Here is a 20,292-nt window from a genome sequence, read left to right on the forward strand (position 1 = left end):
CTTAACCCTCCACGGCTGCTTGTCCTGTGACCTTCATCTGCAGGAGAAAACGATCCAGCGCGATCTCTAGCTCTCTAAGTAAACTCTCGTCTTTAACGCTTTGCAATAGCCCCTGAATAGACTGAAGCGATTGATGAAGCTTGTCCGTCAGTTGCGAATCACATTTATATTTCATTTTTAGCATCTTCCATTCCTTCTGATCAAGGTTCAGGTCTTGAAGTTGCTTACGTTCTTCCTCCGTTGCAGTCTCCATCATCTTCCAGTAGCAATAGCCATTCCCTGCATTCGCAGGATCATCACTACGAAGAAGCTCAATAGCAACGGTCTCGCACTGACTGAATTCTGCCAGCAGTTTTTCCCACAGCTCCACTAAGGAGTTCTCAATCATAGGCGTAAAAGAAAGGAACAGCCGCATATTCAGCTGTACCATGTGCCGCAAGTATTGTTCAGCCGAAAGACGTATGCCTCTCATCTTCACGTAGAGATTCGCTTTCAAGACATTGAAATCTGCAATCGCCTTACTCAAGATTCCAATCATCTCGATCTGATCACTCTTTGCAAGCAAATGGTAAAACCAGCTGCTGAAGTAATCGCCAGCTAGAACCTTCAATTGACGGGAACGCATAGGGTCTCCCCCCCGTCTATCATTCGAACGGTCAATGACCTCATGCGTGTCCAGACCTAGTTGAACAAGCGCTGTCACAAGCGTGTACAACTCCCCGGCACTTCCTTTTGCAGAAGAAGCATGATTTAGAAAAATATATAACAAATGACCCCGGCCATCAGAAAACGGCGGCAAATCCGTATGCTTCTGAATCATGTCGTAGTCGGTGTAGGGTTTAGCCAGTTGCGGTATGCAGTACGGTTTCATTTCAGCCTCCGAAGCCATTGACATAATAATAATTCGTTTGTTCACAATCTTGTCTATTATATCACATGTTTTTTTGTCACGCACTGTGGTACGCCTGAGTTTCTTTTAATCCATTCAAGGATAAATGAACTGTTTCTTCCAGAGCTCGGTTTCACTAATGCGGAAGCCCGTTTTGAGACGATCCGATATAGGAAGATTATCCGCAGACTGAAGTTCATCTTGCAGCGTATAAGACCATTCAGAACGTCTGATATCACCAGCCAACAGCAGTCGGCGGCTACCTAGCCATTTATCTTCTACCACAATGCGAAGTAGAAGTTGATCCACATTCGAGGTTTCCTGAATAGCAAAGGAAATGGCCTGAGCCATATTTTGATAGAGTTCCTCAGGTTCATGATCGTTCCCGCTCACTTTCAGATCCAGTGACAGAACATGATCTTCCCAGCCAACGCTATCTATGGATAAGGTCAACGGAAGAGCGCCCAGAACATCAACAAGATTGTCATTGCCCAGCACTGTGTTATGGCTGCCAGTAAAAGTCTCCACTGTCCCATTTCTCTGCTGTACGGATGAGTCTAAGTCTGCCAGTTTCGGCAAAATAACAGCAGAGGTCGCAGTCAAGAGTAATACGGCACCAATCAACCAGGCTTTGTTCATGGACACGCCCCCTTATCCATAGTACCCACTTTTTTTGTGGATATGATCATTCACCCTTACTATATTTTGAAAAAAAGCAGGCTATGCCTGCTTTTCAGCTTTCACTTTCCAATTGTCCGTGTTTCGTTAAAATTTCAGCTTTTCCGCGGATTTTCATTGCTGAGGTATGATCGGTAAATTGGGCAATCAACACCTCACCCTTGTCTAGCTTCTCTGTATGATGAAAGCGTGTATCCGTACCTCTAGTTAGCCCAATGACTTGAACGCCATTTTCTTTGGCCTTAACCACAATATAGTCGCTACCTGTCGGAAGCGGATTTTCGCTCGTATTTTTATCCGTCATCGCTGATCCTCCTCTAAACCTAATGTACAGCCCATGCTATTCCAAAAAACAAATGCCGCCTTGGAGGGCGGCATAGTTGTTACTTAAAAAGACTATGGGATTGATATGTAGAAATCTTTATTTGATTCCGTCTTTCAGCGCTTTACCAGGTTTGAATGCCGGTACCTTGCTTGCAGGAATTTCGATTTCTTCACCAGTTTGTGGGTTACGGCCTTTACGTGCGGAACGTTCGCGCACTTCAAAGTTTCCGAATCCAACCAGTTGTACTTTATCACCGCTTTGCAGCGCTTCTGTAATTGCTTCGAAAACCGCATCTACAGCTTTAGTAGCATCCTTCTTGGGAAGTTCAGTTGCTTCTGTAACTACATTGATCAAATCAGATTTATTCATGTTTTCTCACCTCCCTGAGTAAATTTCCGGTATCATACACTGTTTCCGTTTAAACGTAAAATATACGTGATAATCCCGTTTATTACTGAACACTGGCGCCCATAGACCTTGAAGCGCAACAAACTTATAGTAATACAGCCCATCCATAAATTCAAGCAGTTAGACAAAAAAGGAGTAGAAATTATCATCTATGCTTGCATAAACATCTAATTCCCATCTAATTTTATAGACCTATAAGACCAGGTTAATTCTTCTTTTCAGAAAAAAAATTGAGTCAGATTCACCGTTATTATAGGAACTAGGAATCAAGTTTCGTTATTTTTACGCATAAAAAGAGTGGGATCTCTCCCACTCTTCCAATCTGCTTAAATTTAAGTTAGAGAATAATTGCAATAAGTCCGCCTGAGCCTTCATTGATGATCCGACCAAGCGTTTCTTGCAATTTGTAGCGCGCATTATCCGGCATCATCGCGATCTTGCCTTGAATACCTTCCCTCACAATGGAATGCAAGGAGCGCCCAAAAATATCGGATTCCCAAATCTTAATCGGGTCGTTCTCGAAATCCTGCATCAAATAACGGACCAACTCTTCACTTTGTTTCTCTGTACCAATGATTGGTGAGAACTCAGATTCAACATCAACACGAATCATATGAATAGATGGTGCGGTGGCCTTTAAGCGAACCCCAAAGCGAGAGCCTTGACGAATCAGCTCTGGTTCATCTAGCGCCATTTCAGCTAGTGAAGGAGCAGCAATACCGTAACCGGTAGTCTTGACCATTTCTAAAGCTTCAGAGAAACGGTCGTACTCTCTTTTCGCGTGTGAGAATTCCTGCATCAGCTGGAGCAAGTGATCCTTACCACGGATTTCAACCCCTACTACCTCCATCAGAACCTGATCATACAGCTCTTCTGGGGCATACAGATCGATCTCTGCTACACCCTGACCCATGTTCATACCACTTAGGCCTGCTTTATCGATAAAATCATACTCTGTGAACTGAGATACGAGCCGGTCAACATCCCGCAAGCGGCGAATGTCTTTTACCGTATCGCGAACGGAGTTCTCATAGCTACTACGCAGCCAGTGGTTCTCTCCAAGCACCATGACCCAGCTTGGCAAGTTCACGTTTACCTCATGAACAGGGAATTCGTACAATACTTCACGCAGTACACCTGTTACATCCTCTTCGGTCATGTTTGCTGCGCTGAGTGTCATGACAGGGATATCGTATTTGATGGCTAGCTCGCTACGGAGCTGCTGTGCTTCCTCACTGCGTGGGCGAGTGGAGTTAATGACAAGCACAAATGGCTTACCCACTTCCTTCAGCTCTGCAATGACGCGCTCTTCAGAGTCCACGTACGAGTTCCGCGGAATTTCTGCAATCGTACCATCTGTTGTTACTACAACACCAAGCGTTGAATGTTCCTGGATGACCTTACGGGTCCCGATTTCTGCCGCTTCCTGAAAAGGAATTGGCTCCTCAAACCAAGGTGTAGAGATCATTCGTGGTCCATTCTCATCCTCGTAGCCTTTAGCGCCTTCTACAGCGTAACCCACACAGTCTACCAGTCGAACGTTAACCTCAAGCCCTTCCGCAACCTTGATTTGGACTGCGTTGTTAGGCACGAACTTAGGTTCAGTGGTCATAATTGTTTTGCCTGCTGCGCTTTGCGGAAGCTCATCCACAGCTCTTACCCGATCTGCCTCATTCGTGATGTTAGGCAGGACAATTGTTTCCATGAAGCGCTTAATAAATGTCGATTTCCCCGTGCGAACCGCGCCGACGACGCCAAGATAAATGTCTCCGCCGGTACGCTCGGCAATGTCCTTGAAAATATCCACTTTTTCCAAAAGAGATCCCCTCCTCATATTACTCCGAAGAAAAAATGCCTGAAGAGCATCGACTTCGCGTTCCGCCGGTAATCTGACCCTTGCAGGACATCAACCGGACTTATCGTATGCCCGCCCGAAGCCTAGCTGCTTTCGACCGGGACGTACTGGCCCCGCGCTAAACTCCGAATGCTCGGACATGCATTTGGACTAGTATCATCATATGTATCCGGAACGAATTTATGACCCATAATCGCGCATTTTGCAATGTAATTTCTAAAAATTAGTTGTGCGCGCCGCAAGGCGTCTGACGCCCGGAAGCTTACTCATCCATCATATGAGATAGGATTTATTGATAGAACTATTTTAGTGAATATGCATGAAGGAAATTTTAGCGTATGTCATCTACATCCTTTTGCCTTTAATTTTATACGGTTACGATTATTTCATGATTTATTTCTAGCTTGAGCTGAATCTCCTTTCTTACCATCATTTCTAGCAATCCAGTCTTACGCGCTATGAAACTGAACCTTAATTCCATCTACGATTTATGTAAGACAATTAAGCTTCAGTTAAGGCAATATCTGAACAACACAAAAACGCCTAATCCTTCGGATATAACCGAAGCTTAGACGCTCTTAAGCTTTAACTTTCACTTCAACTAGGAGACTGCGGGACAGGCTGATTGTTAATCCATAGATACGGCAAAGACTTTACGGGCACGTAATAGGAAGCTTCCTCCAGATCTAGTCGCAAATCTTTTTTCTCGTCATGTTCTCCACCATTCTTTTCGATGGCAGCTATAATATCAAAGACATAATCTACATAGACCGTTCCAGCCTTATCCATGATGAAATCAAGAACCTGCCCGGAATAGACGCTAGTTAATGATATGGAGCTTGTTCCTGCTTTCTTATGATCAATGGTGTAAAGTCCAGGATATAGCTCATCTAGTACGGGCAAAGAGCCGTCATGAGCTGATTTATAACGATTAATCTGACGCTGCACATCATTCACCTTTTGAACGGTAACAAGGTCCATCACCTTAACAACTGGATCGCTTTCCTCATTCAAAATAAGAAAATAAGCGCTTCCGCCCTGTTCAAAAGCCGTAGCCGGAATATCATCCAAATATCCCTTATTGTTCAGCTTGCCTAGGTCTATCCGGAACTTCTCATATCTTGGAGTAGCTTCATCCGCATTAAGGATCGGAAGCACACCTTCCTCTTGTTGAAAATCATCAACGGCTGCTTGTATCCGCTTAACACTTTCTCGATAATTAACGCTAGCACGCTTTTCTTCTCCAGGATACAGACATCCGGAAAGAGTAAGAGCGATTGACATCACTACCAGAAAAAGTCTTGCTCCTGCCTTTAGCTTCTTCTTTCTTCGTATAAACTCCAACCGAGTCCCTCCCACGGTGACAATCTAACACTACCACAGCTCATCTTCTTCCCCACGCCGCGCAGCTTCAAGCTTACGGCGTACAGCAGCCTTAAGTGGATCTTCTGGCACCTGAACGGTCACATCGCTCCATACGGCAGCCTGACAAGCCAGACGCACTCCTTCTTCTAACGTAGTTCCAAGCTTACGTCGTTCAATATCCCCTGGCGGTCTCAGCGCTGTGGCCTCTTCAGTCGCAATTTTAACCTTGCACATCAGACAGCCTGCTTTGCCTCCACAGCGAGTGGTAATGCTCACTCCGGCTTTACGAGCTGCCTCCAGTAACGAGATACCACGATTCACCACAGCTTTACGACCTTCAGGTTGAAACATAACGGTGACGCCATTTTGCGATTTCATGATGTTACTTCCTTCCTCAACATTATGTAACTGCTTACATAATCGAAACAACTCCACCCAATAGGCCAACTAACATGATGACAAACGCAAGGATAGATAGCAATGCTTTAAGCAGTCCCTTTGTTTTGCTCCGAGCAAAAGTTATTAGAAATACAGACAGTCCCATAATCAGCATTGCAATCAGGGACAACCACATTTTTGTCATCGGATCCAAGGTCAAAGCCCCCATTCGCCTGTAATATATTAGGGATTATTATATCATGACCTTATCCTATTCTGTAAAAAAACATCATTTTTTATATATTATTATTAAGATATTTTAGCTGTGAGAGTTTACCAATAAATAAAAAAAGAGCAAAAGATAACAGAATCTCATGGATTCTGAATCTTTTGCTCACCCAACCTAAAGCTATTTTTTAAGCATCATTTTCATTAAAGACTCCATTGTGCCGGAACCTGCGCCGCCTTTTTTGACGGCATTAACAATTTCCTGCACAGTAGCTTCACTGACCGGCACTTTCGCCATCGATGACACCTGCTTAATTAACTGGCGGAGCTGGGCTTCATTCTGCGTAGTTCCTGGTTTGACCGTACTGGCTAGCTTTTTGACGGCACTTTCCGTAATGTTCTTGCCCGCCTTTTTGTTAATGGCGTTCAATGCATCCTTGGAAAAATCTCTGCTCACTTTTCATCCCTCCTCCGTCAATCCCCAATACAACATATGAGAATTTGCGGAAAAAGGTGAACAGGATCAGGAATGCCACTGCTCCCAAGTTTCCTGAGATATTGCCTCAAGCTCAGGTTTACGATCACGGCCCATCAGAGCTTCAACAGCACTACGCGGACTTCTACCTTTAAAAAGGACATGATAAATTTGATCTGTAATGGGCATTTGGACCCCTAGCTTGATGGAAATGGCATAAGCTGCCTCCGTGGTACGAATACCTTCGACAACCATTCCCATCGACTCCAGCACCTCATCCAGTGGTTTCCCTTGCCCGAGCATAAAGCCAGCACGCCAGTTACGGCTGTGCTGGCTCGTAGCAGTCACTACAAGATCGCCAACACCTGCAAGCCCTGCAAAGGTCAAAGGATTCGCTCCAAGCTCGACGCCCACCCGAGAAATCTCGGCCAGTCCACGTGTCAGAAGCGCCGCCTTAGCATTATCCCCAAATCCTAGACCATCGGATAGACCTGCACCGAGTGCAATAATATTCTTTAGTGCGCCGGCAAGCTCTACTCCTACCTGATCACGGTTCGTATATACACGAAAATCATTGTTTATGAACAATTCCTGTGCTTCAGCAGTACGCTTATCATCAGGTGAAGCCACAACAACTGTAGTAGGACACAGGCGCACTACTTCCTCTGCATGACTCGGTCCGGAGAGAACGACAATCTGCCCTTCGTCACAGCCGAGTTCTTCAGCAATAACGATGGACATCCGTTTCTTGCTTTCAGTCTCAAAGCCCTTCGTAGCATGAACGCATAGCATTTCATCCTTCCAGAACGGCTTCAGACTGCGAGCAACCTGTCGCATACCTGAAGATGGGGCTACAATAACAACCGCTTTAGAACCGGAAACTGCGGTCTCCAGATCGGTGGTTGCAATGATGTTTGCAGGCAGAGAAATCCCCGGTAAATACTTATTATTGAAATGAGAACCATTGATCTCGGCAGCTTGATCAGAGTTACGTGTCCACAGATAAACTTCCGAGTGATTCGCAGCCAGCACACTTGCCAGCGCAGTTCCCCAGCTCCCCGCTACTAGTACGGTTACTTTATCAGACAACACGATTCCCTCCTTTTACTTTTGAGCCTATCTTGTTCTCACGGCCCTCTACAATCTTAACAATGTTCGTCCGGTGCCGCCAGAAGGCAAAAACCGCAATGATAATACTGGTCCAGAGCACAGGCTGTGTAAATCCTGTCAACAATAGAAAGACCGGTGTCAGCGCGACAAAAATCAACGAGCCAAGTGACACGTAACGAGTGATAAAGATAGATCCTATGGCGATAACACCAGCGAGCAGTGCAGGCCATAAACACAGTGTGGCCATAACACCGATCGTAGTAGCGATGCCCTTTCCCCCACGGAAACGAAAGTAAAGCGGCCAGTTATGTCCGACAATGGCAGCGATTCCGCAAAGAGCAGCAACCCAGGTTCCCCAGCCGCCTACCCAAGTTCCTAACCAAACTGCGGCAACACCCTTCAGTACATCCAGCACTAGCACAGATATCGCAGGACCTTTTCCCAGTACACGCAGTGTATTGGTAGCCCCCGCATTGCCGCTCCCATATTGACGGATATCAATTCCCTTTAGTAGCTTGGCGAACAGCACACTAAAGCTGACAGAACCAAGCAAATAGCTTACAACGATAACCAGAAGTTCAAGCGCCACACTTCTTCTCCCCTAACCTTCGTTTTCGGATTTGCGCCGTGTAAAGAGACGGATTGGCGTTCCCTCGAAATTAAACGCCGCGCGGATTTTATTCTCCAAGTAACGTTCATAGGAGAAGTGCATCAGCGATGGGTCATTTACGAACACCACGATCGTCGGTGGCTTCACCGCAACCTGCGTTACGTAGTTAATACGTAAGCGACGGCCTTTGTCAGTTGGAGGAGGGTTAATCGCAATGGCATCCGATACAACATCGTTCACCAGATGCGTAGTAATGCGTAGTGCATGCTGTTGAGATACATGCTGCACCACTGGTAGCAGTTTTTGCAGGCGCTGTTTAGTTAAAGCCGACAAGAAGACAACCGGTGCGTAACTCATAAACAAGAAGTGGTCACGAATCTTAGACTCGAAGTTCTGCATAGTCTTGTCGTCTTTCTCAATGGCATCCCATTTGTTTACAACAAAAATAGACGCTTTACCAGCTTCATGTGCATAACCAGCGATATGCTTGTCCTGGTCGATGATGCCCTCTTCACCGTTAATTACAACGAGAACCACATCAGCCCGTTCAATCGCACGCATCGCACGCATAACACTGTATTTCTCAATATTCTCATATACCTTGCCTTTTTTGCGCATACCTGCAGTATCGATAAGCACATAACGTTGTCCATCACGTTCAAAAGGCGTATCAATGGCATCGCGAGTAGTACCTGCAATATCACTAACGATAACGCGTTCTTCACCCAGAATTGCGTTAACCAAAGAGGATTTACCTACATTCGGACGGCCAATCAAAGCTACACGAATGACATCGTCATCATACTCATCATCTATTTTCTCTGGCAGACGTTCTACGACAGCGTCCAATAAGTCACCGAGCCCTGTACCATGACTACCGGAAATTCCGATTGGATCTCCAAAACCTAGGCTATAGAACTCATAAATATCATCTGCACGCTTCATATTATCCACTTTATTGATGGCAAGAACGATCGGTTTACCTGAACGGAACAGAATCTGAGCTACCTCTTCATCTGAATTCGTCACACCACTCTTCGCCTCACACATAAATACAATAACATCCGCTTCTTCAATCGCCAGCTCCGCTTGAACGCGGATTGATTTCAGAATCGTGTCATCTCCATCAATTTCAATACCTCCGGTATCAATCACACTGAACGACTTACCGTTCCAATCTGAAATACCATAAATCCGGTCACGTGTAATCCCCGGTTTATCTTCTACAATGGCCAATCTATCGCCAATCAGCCGATTAAAAATCGTCGATTTCCCGACGTTAGGCCTCCCAACGATTGCCACAACGGGTCTTGCCATATTCATTCCTCCTGTCATCCTTACGATACTCATCATAGCAAAAAACATTAAAATTGGCTAACACTCATGTTAGTTCCAATAAATCTTTCTGTCACTGGAAAAAGAGAATCGGCGAACCCCCGTATCGAGGGCTCGCCGATTACTTTACCCGTATATTCAAAAAGCAGGATTAGTTATTACCTTTGAATTTGTCCAACTTGTCTCCAAAACGTTCAGCAAGCGTGAAGCTAAGGCCTTCGTTGCTTAGAGAAACGTTAGGGTTATTCAATACTTCTTTAGGAGCTCTGTCTCTGCTGTTGCTGCGTTCAGGTCTAGCAGTAGGTGCTGGAGCTTCTTCAGTTTCTTTGATGCTCAGGCTAACACGTTTCTCGGATGGATTGAAGTCCAGTACTTTCACTTGTACTTCTTGTCCTTCTTTCAATACTTCGTGTGGAGTAGCAATGTGTTTGTGGGAGATTTGTGAAATGTGCACAAGACCTTCCACACCTGGAAGCAATTCAACGAATGCTCCGAAGTTCACAAGACGTTTTACAACGCCTGTTACAACATCACCGATGTTGATTTCGCCAGCAGCAGAGTCCCAAGGACCTGGAGCAGCAGCTTTAATGCTCAGGCTGATTTTTCCTTTTTCAGGATCAACCTTAAGTACTTTAACACGTACTTTATCACCTTCAGAAACTACATCAGAAGGCTTCTCTACGTGATTCCAAGCGATTTCGGATACGTGTACAAGACCGTCAACTCCGCCAACATCAACAAATGCGCCGAATTGGGTCAGACGTTGTACGGTACCTTCAATGATTTGACCTTCAGACAGTTCAGCCATAATTTTAAGCTTATTAGCTTCGAACTCTTCTTCAAGAACTTCTTTAGCGGACAGGATTACTTTGCTGTTCTCACGGTCAAGTTCTTTCACTTTAACGCGAAGGGTACGGCCTTTGTAATCGCTGAAATCTTCAACGAAGTGACGCTCAACCATGGAAGCTGGGATAAATCCACGTGCTCCAACATCAGCTACTAGACCGCCTTTAACAACGTCAGCCACAGTAACTTCGAAAGCTTCTTGGGAAGCAAAGTACTTCTCAAGATCTTCCCATGATTTTTCGCTATCAACAGCACGTTTGGAAAGAACAAGGCTTTCCTTGTTGTCGTTGATGCTAACAACTTTACATTCTACTTCCTGTCCAACTTCTACTGCTGCAGCAGCGTTGTCCAGTTGTACTGCGGACAATTCGCGAATCGGAATCACACCGTCGTATTTATATCCAATGCTTACATAAGCTTGGTTATCTTCAATTTTGACGATTGTTCCTTTCACGGTATCGCCTTTTTTCAGAGAAATGATTTCCAAGTCAGCTTGGTTAGTCACTTCTTCTTCGTTAACGGCAGCAACTTCTTCTACAGCTCCGTTATTTTCTGTCACAGCGGATTCCACCGCTTCTACGGTTTCATTGCTCTCCGTAGTTTCCTGATTTTTAATTTCTTCAGACATGTGATTAGCCTCCTCGATTCAAAACCCCATTTATTTAAACCTGCGTATAGCAGAGTTCAAAACAAGCATTGCTTGGTATTACAAATTACACTTAAAGATAGTATGTTCCAAAAAATAGCGACTATGCCGTTATTTAATCATAGCACAGGACGAAATTTGTGATTCCGTTTATCCCTTAACCAACAGTTGGTATACCCGACTTCTTCATCTCATTGATGCGTTCCATAATGACATCGGTAACAGCCTCGAGAGATTCACTTCCTGCACCGGCAAATTGACTGAGATCTATAGGAGCCCCATAGACTACAACCATCCGTCGAAAGGGTTTGTACTCACCGACAATAGCGGCTGGAACAACTGCAGCACCGCTTCGAAGTGCAAAGCTTGCAGCACCTTTCTTGGCAACTCCGGCGTCAGAGTTACGCGTACCCTCCGGGAAGATACCCATGACATTACCACCGCGAAGTGTGTTAAGGGCCGTTTTAATGGATTCTTTGCTTACACCACCACGTTTGACCGGAAAAGCACCCAATTTGTTAATGAGCCAGCCAAGCACAGGAACCTCAAAAAGTTCTGCCTTAGCCATATACTTTACTTGACGGTCTAACTTAATCCCGATAGTCATCGGATCCAGCAAACTAATATGGTTGGCACAGAGCAGCACCCCGCCCTCCTTTGGCACATTCTCTTCCCCCACAATCTTAAGCGGGAAAACAATTGCGTAAATCAAGCGAAGCAATCCTCGGCAAAATACATAAATCATAAATGATTTCTCTCCCCGTCAACATGAGATCTACAATGGGATACAATGGCCTCCACGACTTGATCGATATCCATAAAGGTCGTGTCGAGAAGAATCGCATCTTCCGCACGTCGCAGCGGTGAAATCTCCCGTCCTTCATCCAGACGATCCCGCTGTGCAATATCATGTTCAAGCTGCTGAAGCGTCACCGATTCCGCGTCTCTCAATTCCTTATAACGACGGAGAGCTCTTTCTTCCACACTTGCCGTCATAAAAATCTTTACTTCGGCATCGGGCAGCACGGTCGTACCGATATCGCGGCCATCCATTACAACGCCTTTGCGAAGCGCCATCTGACGCTGCAAATGACTCAGTCTGGACCTTACACCTTCGATCTTCGAATACTGCGACACAAGGCCGCTAACCTGAAGACTCCGAATATGCGGCGTTACGTCTTCCCCATTAATCAGCACCTTCTGGATGTCTTTTTCCGGAATAAGCTCAATAACCATATCGTGAACTTTCTGGTTCACTTGATTCTGATCTTCCGGTTCTATGCCTTCTCGGATCATATACCAGGTGATTGCCCGGTACATTGCGCCTGTATCGACATAAATATAAGATAACTTCTGGGCTACCAATCGGGCTACAGTACTCTTGCCTGCCCCGGCAGGTCCGTCGATGGCGACGTTAATTCTGTCGTAAGTATGTGTACCCTGCCTATCCAACGGGGCATTCCTCCTCAAACACTCTTTCATAAGAAAAGCATCTAGCGATGTCAAGTTCGTTCCTGCAATATCAAGGAGCACATACAAATGGATATGCTTGATGATATTATCAAGAAAAAAGCAGGCATTGCCTGCGACTTATAAAATTATACCACAGTTTATACTTCAGTGCAAAATCAGAACACTTAATAGAGCTAAGAAAAATGCCTATCGGTTGCGGAAATCAAACTGTCGTTCAAAGCAGTAACGTATTATTTTCTGACGCTCATTATCCGTAATAGCCACAAATTTCAGCATGGCCAATTGGCGCCCGTTTTCAAGCTTTTTAATCCGAACCACTTCACCTTCAAAGTCCACATGCTCAATACTACCATTTCGATAAGGCACTAGAACCCAGCAGGATAATTTCGCTCCCACCTCGAGCTTCACTTGGTGATCCACCAAGAAAGACGTTCCTCCGCCACCGATATCATCTGTACGTACAAGGAATCTTTTGCCAAAGCTATCCTTCACAGCTAATTCAAGATCTGCATTCACCCGAAAAAAGCTTCGCCTCTGAATTTTGAAAATCGAATCCGCCTCTGGTTTTTGTATCCGAACCATACGAATTACATCTTCTTTAAACCCGAGAACATGAGTATTAAAGTAATTTTTAATGCCACCCTCAGTAATAAAATAAACCGAAAGCTCGTCCCCCATAAAAAGTCGTTTCAGACGACCGTCACTCTCCTGCATAGGAATTTCAATCAGGAATGCGTCGTCCTCTGTCTCTGCAATTCTCGATCTATATTCAACTTCTGCTTCAGCAGCGTCACTGGAAGCAACCTGTATGTATAGATATTCATTAATTTTAGGATACAAAGATGTCACCGCCAAATCAGTATAGTTAACAATGATTATAGCATGGGAATATCACCCAATGAGATAAATATTATTTGAATTTCAAAAATAAAGAAGGGCGCATCCAAATGATGGATGCGCCCTGTTTTTTCACTTTTGTTCCACCCCTGAAGAAGGTCTGATTTCTTCCACGGACTCTTCAATGCCGTCGTCCGCATTAAGATAAATACGATACTGAGTACCATTTACCTCTCCGCCAAATTCGTAAGTCAAGACTTCTACGGAGTCATCATTTTTAATCCACGCCATGCGATGGTAATTCTCATTGAAATCCGAATTCAGAAATTTCTTCGCTTCCGCCAGAGTCAGCTTTGGCTTTGGAATTTTACGATTGTCCTTATGCTCATTGACATATTCGCTAGCCTCAAATCCAACCGCTGTCCCAGTATCAAGTCCAATACGGATCGTCATTTTCTCAGGATAAATCAAGACATCATTTTGGCTCGTTACAAAGGTTAAATTCCCGATATTATCATAACGGTCAGCATTAACCGCAGTCATATGAGGATATCCTTTTTTCTTAAGAAACTGCTCCGCCTTGGTAACTGCTTCTTCTAGGGTCACCTTAGCAGGTCCTATCTCACGGTTATCGTAATAAGAGATCAATAAACCACCATTTTTGGTGAAATCCATACTGATAATCTGCTTATTATTCGAACCACTGACTGTAGCCGTATAAGAAGGCCACTTCGTATTTTTGCCGTTTTCTTTAACGTCTACCTTAGCGTTCGAGCCTGCATTAGCAAACTTAATGGCTTTACGTTTGATATCTTCAACTGAAACTGGGGTACCTCCGAGCATTTTTACAGAGCGTTTATCGTAAATGCTTGCAACTGAAGGACCCCAATCCAGGTCAGGGTAACCTTCGACACGTTTGTCCACCGACTTAAAGCCGTCAATAATCGAATTATCTTCTGCCTTATTCTCTGTAGCCAATGCGGTTTCAACATCCATCCAGCGCAAACGGCTACCAATCACTTTATTCTGAACATCTTGCAAATCTTTTGAGATTTCTCCAGAGCTCTTATACAATGCTTTTAAATTGCTCAATTCACCATCTGTCAAAGGCTTCTTAGCGAAATCACGAATCCCAGCTTTATAAGAAAAGTTTGAGATTTTAGACAGAAACTCCTCCGTTTTGCTAAATGGCAGTAATGTGAGTGGCAACTGATTAATTTCATTTTGCGCCTCACTGGTCATCCGCCACACATTAACAAGTCCTTTGCGGTGCATCCCGTTAGAAGCGGAGTTAACAGCTAGTGTGTTTCCCAGCTCTCCATGAAGACGCTCCACGTGGTAAGACAAATCATGAAAGGCACGCTGATATTGGTTCTCCGCCTTAATTAGGATCGCATTCTTCTCCTGATTCTCCTGATAACCCCACACGAGCGCTCCAATTAACAGCAGCGCAGTCAGCGGGAACATTACAGCACTTAATCTTTTGTACATAGGGCTACAAGACTCCTTTCGATAGCTTATTGGCGTTAGTTTGACAATAAACTAGGAGTCTTATGCACCCTTCTGTAACACAATATGACTAAAGTGTTTGAATAGAGGGATTTCACTCCAAATTTGCATAGCATAGCGCTTATGCTCTCTCTTCGATTTCAAAACCACTGCTATTACTGCAAAGGCATTGCTTAAAGCCGGTTTGAATCACACCCTGCTCTTTTATCCCTCTTAATATGTAGGTCTCACCGCATTGTTTGCAAAGTATACGGACTTTTATACGCAAAAAAAGACACCTCTCTCCTCTCTGGAATCTCCCGCTAAGGAACAATCCTTTGAATATAAGTGTGTCCATCTCGATTATAGGTTAACCTCTTCTTCTCGTTTCAGAAAGCGGAAAGGGGACCGGCTATTCGCCCTATCCACTTTCCCCATCCCTCCGTACCATAGAATAGCCATCAGAGGAACAATAAACCATATCCAGTAGTTAGCTGTCGTACTCAAAATAAAGTCATAAATCCCATGCCACAACCATGGCAGCAAGATAGAGATTAACAGAATCCCTTTTGTTTTAGCTCCCTTTGAGAACTTGGCTCTCCCTAAATGATAGCCCATGATTACACCAAACATAGCGTGTCCAGAAACCGGAAGCAGAGCTCTCAGGAACATGGAACCGATTGATGCATTGCTATACCAAGCGTACATTATATTTTCTATTGTTGCGAAGCCGAGCGAAATCGCTACGGCGTATAGTATCCCATCATATGGCTCGTCAAATTCGGTGTGATTGTAAATCATATGGTAAAGCACAAACCATTTTAGACATTCTTCCACGCCAGCGGATATGAGAAACGATTCCACATAAGGACCGCCATTCAGTCCCAGCATTAGTCCTCTCTGAATGATCATAACAGGGAATACAATCAGAAGGCCTAGCAGGAACACCTTAATAACGATATGAAGCGGTTCTTGATCATACTTATCTTTCAAATAAAAAAAGGTCAGCAGAGCAAGTCCCGGCGCTACTGCCGACGAAATAACCGATAACACGAGCACCGAATAACCTCCCTATATCCCTAGCGCCTTATTCTGCTGATTACAGCAAGGCAGATAACAGCTTTAATTCAAGAATGACCGCCATACCATCAAGAACAAGAATAGGGCTAATCAGCTAAAATGATGCTTATCAGCCCTATCATGCTATTTAATCCTGACGCTTAAAATGAGTGCACAATAACTGGACTGCATTCTCCGGCATTACTGTCTTCCCGTATTCATCGAGGACAGCTTCAGTAACCGGTGAGGAATCTCCAAACTCAGCTAGTACGCCAACAAGACCTGACAACGCTGTTTCTTCAAATTCCTTAGGATCGAAGTACAGATACCATTTATTGTTATAAGAATACAGTTTCCCCTGGGAAGTAATATTACCAATGAGCACATGGGCCGCTTCAACAAGAACCTCGAAATCGCGGAATGCATATACAATGGAGTCGCTTTGTTCAAGAGTAACTTCCATTTCGTAAATCTCTTCTGGCAATTCTTCTTCCCCGGACGCACCGTACTGATGGTGATCATATTTTCCTCGGGTCACTATAACGACCATGCCTTGGGCGGGCAATGCGAAAACTTCTACGGCAAGCGGACCGGTAGCATCAAAACCTAGTTCACTATATGCTTGGTCCATCATCTCCGTAAACAGGTCATGAACCTTGGGAACTTCCTGCCACATGTCTTCCTTCTGGATGCCCCGCTCGCTCAGGTCGTCAAAAGTGAGGAAAATCCGTATCTTATCTTGACTTAATCGCTCTATTCTCATGACAGGATCCTCCTTTTGCAAGCTCATTTATTATAATGTATGATGAGTCCCGAGTAATGAGCCAAAAATGGTTACTATGTATGTATGTTATCATTTTGCAGAGATAAATGCACGAAAATAAATATATAAAATCCTCTTAAAGCATTGCCACTACTGAAGAGCTTATTCTAATTCATAAACCATTTTCAAGCCCTTGAATATAAAAAAGAATCATTCTGCGGAATATTTCATCCTCAAAATGATTCTGAAGGAGTCCTTTACGGTTACAATCCCGGTATGGCAGTATGCGTTTCTTTAAGAATTTGCTCCACTTCGCTCTTCACTTCAGGATTGTTGCGAATGAAATCCTTCAGTAATTTGAGATTGGATTCTTTTGATTTTGCCGGTGATTCCGTTTTATGCTCAGAGGTTCCGCTGTTCGAACCATTACTTTGAGCATTGCTGCTTGAAGCAGCAGTGTTTCCAAACCCTGTCGTAGCCATACCAATTATTTTTTCTTTTGCTTTATCTGCTGCTCCACTCATGGAACCGCCCGATTGCCCCAGCGAAGACATTAGAGAATTCCGCTTTTTGGACATAATCATACTGGCTGCGACGCCCATCAGCACCCCACATAAAAATGACGAAGTATTCATATTTCCAGCCTCCTTGTATGGTAAAATCATGTTTAGTGTTCGCGGAAAGATTGCCGCTCATGCAACCTAATAAGAAGAAAGCGAGTTGAAAAAAGTGGGTAAAATGACATCAGTGCTCCTACTGGCTACCTTACTGCTGACAGCCTGTGGCAACAGCGGTGCGAATGGAAAGACAGCCGAGGATACAAACACCACAAACAATACGCCTACGGCGGCAGCTACACAGAGCGCAGAAACTACAGCGCCTTCCCCTGAAGTTACAGCCAGTCCTACCCCTGAAGCGTCAGCAGATGGAGGAACTACAGGTAGTAATAATACAGCCAGTAAGGATGAAGCCTCCGCTGAAATTCCACTGCTGTACCATATGAACAAAAATTACGACATCGTCCCAAATGAGGAAACTACAAATAAAAAAGTCGTGTTACTCACTTTTGATGACGGTCCCAAAGATGCGGAAATGATTAATCCGTTAATGGATGTTCTGGACAAACATCAGGCCAAAGCGATCTTCTTCGTGAATGGATACCGCGTTAAAGCGCATCCCGAGCTTCTAGAGTTAATTCATAACCGCGGAGGGATTATCGGCAACCATAGCTGGGATCATATTGTGTTGAAGGACAAGTCTTACACTGAGGTCAAAAAGCAAATCGAAGACGTTCAAAATGCGGTCAAGGAGATTATTGGTGAAGCCCCTCAGTTTTTCCGTCCCCCACATGGTGCTGGCGGAGATGTAGGTAAGAAGATTTCCGCTGAGAATGGGATGTTGTATATGACCTGGTCCAATGGATCACTGGACTGGGAAATGAAAGAGAAAGAAACCGGAAAAACAGATAAGTTAATCAAAAATGTGACGGATCAATTGCATTCCGGCAGTAATATTCTGATGCATGAGCTACCTTGGACAGTTGAAGCGTTGGATAAACTGCTTACTACTCTTGAAGGCAAGGGCTATAGCTTTGTAGATCCTCGCAGTATTGAGCTTAAGATGCGCTAATTCCTAGTTAGGATAAATAAAAACAGGTAATCCCCTTGATGGAAAGGAGATTACCTGTTTTTTTGTCCACCCGTTCAATCAGTACAAAGACAGTTTTCTAATGTTTCTCTTTACGGAGCGTTAGCACGTGCATCTCAGCAGGACTTCCCCAGCGGATCGGCAAGTGAGAGGTTCCAAACCCTCTGCTAATCAGCAGCTTCGCATCCCTTCCTGTCCCATCTCTTCTGGGCCATTGAAACATTCCTGCATCATATTTATGATAGAAATTTTCCACATGCCTTTGACCCAAAAAAGGAAGAATGACCTGCCCTCCATGCGTGTGGCCTGCTAATATCAGATCCGCTGGCACACTTTGACGTTTGGACAACCAGAGCGGATCGTGAACAAGAATGATACGACAAGTGTTATTTATTGAAGAAGCACGTGACGTTAATCCAGGTAATGGACGGTAAGAAGTGTTACCACCCTTTTTCGGAAAATCCACTCCCGTTAACCAAAGAGAAGCTCCCTCACGTTCAATACACACATTCTCATCCATTAACAGCTTTGCACCACTGCCCCGGATAATCTGATCAACTAGTGAAATATCAGCTCGATAATCATGATTTCCATGTACTACATAGGTAGGAGCAATAGAAGTCACTAAAGTCATATTATCAGTCAGTCGATCCAGAGGACTGTTTTTTTCCGTTAGATCACCGCCTAATAAAACAGCACCCACCTTTCCCTTTAACGGAGTCAGCAGTGCTGTTGGAAGGCGGCGGCGATGGATATCAGTTATAAATAAGAGACGAAATCCATCAAACTCATCTGGGAGCGACTTCAAAATTATTTCCTCGGTAATAATTCTGTTTCTAAAGGCGTTACTCACCATAATCACTGCAATGATTAGCGCGATCAAAAGCACAACCACAACCAATCCCCAAATCCAAAAAATCACCATAAAGTACTCAAAGGCGGCGCCCCTTCAATTCCCCACCAGAGGAGCGCTACCAGCAATATTACAAAAATGAAAATCAGAGAGTTAACAAACATTTTACTAAGCCGAACCCGTTCTGATGAATACGTACTCGAACGTGATGGAACAGATTCTTCCTGCTCTTTGTTTCCAGCGTTAGATCCCTTCGCAGAAGCCGCAGGACGGCGCGCTTTCCTTGATAAAGTTGCCGTTGTTGTCCGGGAATGATTGCTCTTTCTAGGAGCCCCCTCCGATCGCGGATTCGTTTTTTTACTTTTGCCAGAAGTTTTGCCTTCGCCACTGCGCTTTTTCTGACGAGACTTCAACCGGCTCAATTCCTCACTCATGATTCCCTCCTGTAGCGGATCACCAGACCAGAGAAAAGGTCGATGAAGAAATGACATAGTATAGGTGCCCATAGGCTTCCTGATTGAATGTATATATATCCAAGACCATAGCTGCTTAAGAACACCCATCCGGTAGGTACAAAGTGGCGCAAATAGCGAACATGAATAAGAGCAAACAAAATACTCGTCCAATAAGGACCAATGGAATACTGAATGGCTCCTCTGAACAGAAGCTCTTCACAGATCGATACCATAGCTGCAATTACAACAATGTGCCATACGGGCCGATTTCGAAATAAAAGGTCGTTTATTCCCCCGTCATCCATGCTTTCTTCAGGTACAATATGAGTCAATAAATAATCAACTACCAGCATTACAGCAGCAAGTCCAAGACCCCATGCCACAAAATGTACGTTTTCTGGAAAAATTAATAGCTGAAAAGGATTTCTTTTCTGAAATAATATCCATATCAAACCGATAATTAATGTAAGCCCCTGAGTAATGTAGAGATTGAGGAGCAGAAGACGGTCTGTTAACTGACCTGGCTCTACTTTTTTTATCTTAATCTCGCCAAATTTGAATTTTTTCAT

Annotated in this window: 24 protein-coding genes; 1 reads left to right on the plus strand and 23 read right to left on the minus strand. The window is 44.3% G+C overall.

Going from position 1 to position 20,292, the window contains the following annotated elements:
• Position 1: 1 nt before the first annotated feature.
• The 20 genes from NST34_RS22345 to NST34_RS22440 form a co-directional block, all read right to left on the minus strand.
• A complete protein-coding gene (locus NST34_RS22345) occupies positions 2 to 895 on the minus strand; it encodes a heptaprenyl diphosphate synthase component 1 (protein WP_262495696.1) in 894 nt (297 codons plus the stop codon).
• A 90-nt stretch (positions 896 to 985) separates the two neighbouring features.
• Entirely contained in the window at positions 986 to 1,528 is a 543-nt protein-coding gene (locus NST34_RS22350; protein WP_341128795.1) for a hypothetical protein, read from the minus strand.
• Between the two features lie 94 nt (positions 1,529 to 1,622).
• Positions 1,623 to 1,871, minus strand: coding sequence for a trp RNA-binding attenuation protein MtrB (gene mtrB / locus NST34_RS22355; RefSeq protein ID WP_042190204.1), 249 nt, complete (start codon positions 1,869 to 1,871; stop codon positions 1,623 to 1,625).
• A gap of 117 nt (positions 1,872 to 1,988) precedes the next feature.
• Positions 1,989 to 2,261: an HU family DNA-binding protein gene (locus NST34_RS22360; protein ID WP_036676223.1), complete on the minus strand. Its 273-nt coding sequence runs from the start codon at positions 2,259 to 2,261 to the stop codon at positions 1,989 to 1,991.
• 376 nt (positions 2,262 to 2,637) lie between these two features.
• On the minus strand, positions 2,638 to 4,116 hold the full coding sequence (gene spoIVA, locus NST34_RS22365) for a stage IV sporulation protein A (RefSeq protein ID WP_042129583.1): 1,479 nt from the start codon (positions 4,114 to 4,116) through the stop codon (positions 2,638 to 2,640).
• A gap of 636 nt (positions 4,117 to 4,752) precedes the next feature.
• The gene (locus NST34_RS22370) at positions 4,753 to 5,499 is read right to left on the minus strand and encodes a DUF3939 domain-containing protein (protein WP_256716305.1); all 747 of its coding nucleotides are present in this window, start codon (positions 5,497 to 5,499) and stop codon (positions 4,753 to 4,755) included.
• A gap of 30 nt (positions 5,500 to 5,529) precedes the next feature.
• Positions 5,530 to 5,898 carry a 2Fe-2S iron-sulfur cluster-binding protein gene (locus NST34_RS22375; protein WP_149646812.1) on the minus strand — a complete coding sequence of 123 codons (369 nt, stop codon included), beginning with the start codon at positions 5,896 to 5,898 and terminating at the stop codon, positions 5,530 to 5,532.
• A 34-nt stretch (positions 5,899 to 5,932) separates the two neighbouring features.
• Complete coding sequence (locus NST34_RS22380) at positions 5,933 to 6,112, minus strand: DUF2768 family protein (protein ID WP_042129589.1); 180 nt, start codon at positions 6,110 to 6,112, stop codon at positions 5,933 to 5,935.
• A gap of 195 nt (positions 6,113 to 6,307) precedes the next feature.
• Positions 6,308 to 6,583 (minus strand): stage VI sporulation protein F, encoded by a 276-nt coding sequence (locus NST34_RS22385; protein ID WP_076284557.1) that lies wholly within the window; start codon positions 6,581 to 6,583, stop codon positions 6,308 to 6,310.
• 66 nt (positions 6,584 to 6,649) lie between these two features.
• On the minus strand, positions 6,650 to 7,690 hold the full coding sequence (locus NST34_RS22390; RefSeq protein ID WP_076299572.1) for an NAD(P)H-dependent glycerol-3-phosphate dehydrogenase: 1,041 nt from the start codon (positions 7,688 to 7,690) through the stop codon (positions 6,650 to 6,652).
• Complete coding sequence (gene plsY, locus NST34_RS22395; RefSeq protein ID WP_042129592.1) at positions 7,683 to 8,300, minus strand: glycerol-3-phosphate 1-O-acyltransferase PlsY; 618 nt, start codon at positions 8,298 to 8,300, stop codon at positions 7,683 to 7,685. Before plsY ends, NST34_RS22390 begins: the two co-directional genes overlap by 8 nt.
• A gap of 12 nt (positions 8,301 to 8,312) precedes the next feature.
• The gene (der, locus tag NST34_RS22400; protein ID WP_042190218.1) at positions 8,313 to 9,638 is read right to left on the minus strand and encodes a ribosome biogenesis GTPase Der; all 1,326 of its coding nucleotides are present in this window, start codon (positions 9,636 to 9,638) and stop codon (positions 8,313 to 8,315) included.
• Between the two features lie 169 nt (positions 9,639 to 9,807).
• Complete coding sequence (rpsA, locus tag NST34_RS22405; protein WP_256716304.1) at positions 9,808 to 11,130, minus strand: 30S ribosomal protein S1; 1,323 nt, start codon at positions 11,128 to 11,130, stop codon at positions 9,808 to 9,810.
• A 175-nt stretch (positions 11,131 to 11,305) separates the two neighbouring features.
• Positions 11,306 to 11,893, minus strand: coding sequence for a lysophospholipid acyltransferase family protein (locus NST34_RS22410; protein ID WP_042190219.1), 588 nt, complete (start codon positions 11,891 to 11,893; stop codon positions 11,306 to 11,308).
• Positions 11,890 to 12,600 (minus strand): (d)CMP kinase, encoded by a 711-nt coding sequence (gene cmk, locus NST34_RS22415; protein WP_231573321.1) that lies wholly within the window; start codon positions 12,598 to 12,600, stop codon positions 11,890 to 11,892. Before cmk ends, NST34_RS22410 begins: the two co-directional genes overlap by 4 nt.
• A 207-nt stretch (positions 12,601 to 12,807) precedes the next feature.
• Positions 12,808 to 13,461, minus strand: a complete 654-nt coding sequence (locus NST34_RS22420; RefSeq protein ID WP_042190221.1) for a flagellar brake protein — start codon at positions 13,459 to 13,461, stop codon at positions 12,808 to 12,810.
• Positions 13,462 to 13,590: 129 nt separating this feature from the next.
• On the minus strand, positions 13,591 to 14,949 hold the full coding sequence (gene ypeB, locus NST34_RS22425) for a germination protein YpeB (RefSeq protein WP_076284556.1): 1,359 nt from the start codon (positions 14,947 to 14,949) through the stop codon (positions 13,591 to 13,593).
• A gap of 360 nt (positions 14,950 to 15,309) precedes the next feature.
• Entirely contained in the window at positions 15,310 to 16,005 is a 696-nt protein-coding gene (gene prsW / locus NST34_RS22430) for a glutamic-type intramembrane protease PrsW (protein WP_042129603.1), read from the minus strand.
• A gap of 148 nt (positions 16,006 to 16,153) precedes the next feature.
• On the minus strand, positions 16,154 to 16,768 hold the full coding sequence (locus NST34_RS22435) for a genetic competence negative regulator (protein ID WP_042190227.1): 615 nt from the start codon (positions 16,766 to 16,768) through the stop codon (positions 16,154 to 16,156).
• Between the two features lie 263 nt (positions 16,769 to 17,031).
• Positions 17,032 to 17,403, minus strand: a complete 372-nt coding sequence (locus NST34_RS22440; RefSeq protein ID WP_341128796.1) for a hypothetical protein — start codon at positions 17,401 to 17,403, stop codon at positions 17,032 to 17,034.
• A gap of 103 nt (positions 17,404 to 17,506) precedes the next feature.
• Between NST34_RS22440 and NST34_RS22445 the strand changes: the two genes are divergently transcribed.
• A complete protein-coding gene (locus NST34_RS22445; protein WP_188114675.1) occupies positions 17,507 to 18,397 on the plus strand; it encodes a polysaccharide deacetylase family protein in 891 nt (296 codons plus the stop codon).
• A 97-nt stretch (positions 18,398 to 18,494) separates the two neighbouring features.
• Here NST34_RS22445 and NST34_RS22450 read toward each other — a convergent pair whose 3' ends face one another.
• From NST34_RS22450 to NST34_RS22460, 3 genes are read right to left on the minus strand one after another with little or no spacing between them, the layout of a single operon-like run.
• Positions 18,495 to 19,340, minus strand: a complete 846-nt coding sequence (locus NST34_RS22450) for a metallophosphoesterase (RefSeq protein WP_341128797.1) — start codon at positions 19,338 to 19,340, stop codon at positions 18,495 to 18,497.
• A complete protein-coding gene (locus NST34_RS22455) occupies positions 19,334 to 19,702 on the minus strand; it encodes a hypothetical protein (protein ID WP_341128798.1) in 369 nt (122 codons plus the stop codon). Before NST34_RS22455 ends, NST34_RS22450 begins: the two co-directional genes overlap by 7 nt.
• Complete coding sequence (locus tag NST34_RS22460; protein ID WP_042190233.1) at positions 19,699 to 20,292, minus strand: CPBP family intramembrane glutamic endopeptidase; 594 nt, start codon at positions 20,290 to 20,292, stop codon at positions 19,699 to 19,701. Before NST34_RS22460 ends, NST34_RS22455 begins: the two co-directional genes overlap by 4 nt.

The sequence above is a fragment of the Paenibacillus sp. FSL H7-0714 genome (assembly GCF_038003765.1).
Lineage (GTDB): Bacteria > Bacillota > Bacilli > Paenibacillales > Paenibacillaceae > Paenibacillus_AQ.

Bases quoted from the DNA above. Each gene is read 5' to 3' on its own strand.
- NST34_RS22345 (WP_262495696.1), bottom strand. From the start codon at position 895: ATGTCAATGGCTTCGGAGGCTGAAATGAAACCGTACTGCATACCGCAA.
- NST34_RS22350 (WP_341128795.1), bottom strand. From the start codon at position 1,528: ATGAACAAAGCCTGGTTGATTGGTGCCGTATTACTCTTGACTGCGACC.
- mtrB (WP_042190204.1), bottom strand. From the start codon at position 1,871: ATGACGGATAAAAATACGAGCGAAAATCCGCTTCCGACAGGTAGCGAC.
- NST34_RS22360 (WP_036676223.1), bottom strand. From the start codon at position 2,261: ATGAATAAATCTGATTTGATCAATGTAGTTACAGAAGCAACTGAACTT.
- NST34_RS22375 (WP_149646812.1), bottom strand. From the start codon at position 5,898: ATGAAATCGCAAAATGGCGTCACCGTTATGTTTCAACCTGAAGGTCGT.
- der (WP_042190218.1), bottom strand. From the start codon at position 9,638: ATGGCAAGACCCGTTGTGGCAATCGTTGGGAGGCCTAACGTCGGGAAA.
- rpsA (WP_256716304.1), bottom strand. From the start codon at position 11,130: ATGTCTGAAGAAATTAAAAATCAGGAAACTACGGAGAGCAATGAAACC.
- NST34_RS22410 (WP_042190219.1), bottom strand. From the start codon at position 11,893: ATGATTTATGTATTTTGCCGAGGATTGCTTCGCTTGATTTACGCAATT.
- ypeB (WP_076284556.1), bottom strand. From the start codon at position 14,949: ATGTACAAAAGATTAAGTGCTGTAATGTTCCCGCTGACTGCGCTGCTG.
- NST34_RS22435 (WP_042190227.1), bottom strand. From the start codon at position 16,768: ATGAGAATAGAGCGATTAAGTCAAGATAAGATACGGATTTTCCTCACT.
- NST34_RS22440 (WP_341128796.1), bottom strand. From the start codon at position 17,403: ATGAATACTTCGTCATTTTTATGTGGGGTGCTGATGGGCGTCGCAGCC.
- NST34_RS22445 (WP_188114675.1), top strand. From the start codon at position 17,507: ATGACATCAGTGCTCCTACTGGCTACCTTACTGCTGACAGCCTGTGGC.
- NST34_RS22450 (WP_341128797.1), bottom strand. From the start codon at position 19,340: ATGGTGATTTTTTGGATTTGGGGATTGGTTGTGGTTGTGCTTTTGATC.
- NST34_RS22455 (WP_341128798.1), bottom strand. From the start codon at position 19,702: ATGAGTGAGGAATTGAGCCGGTTGAAGTCTCGTCAGAAAAAGCGCAGT.
- NST34_RS22460 (WP_042190233.1), bottom strand. From the start codon at position 20,292: ATGAAAAAATTCAAATTTGGCGAGATTAAGATAAAAAAAGTAGAGCCA.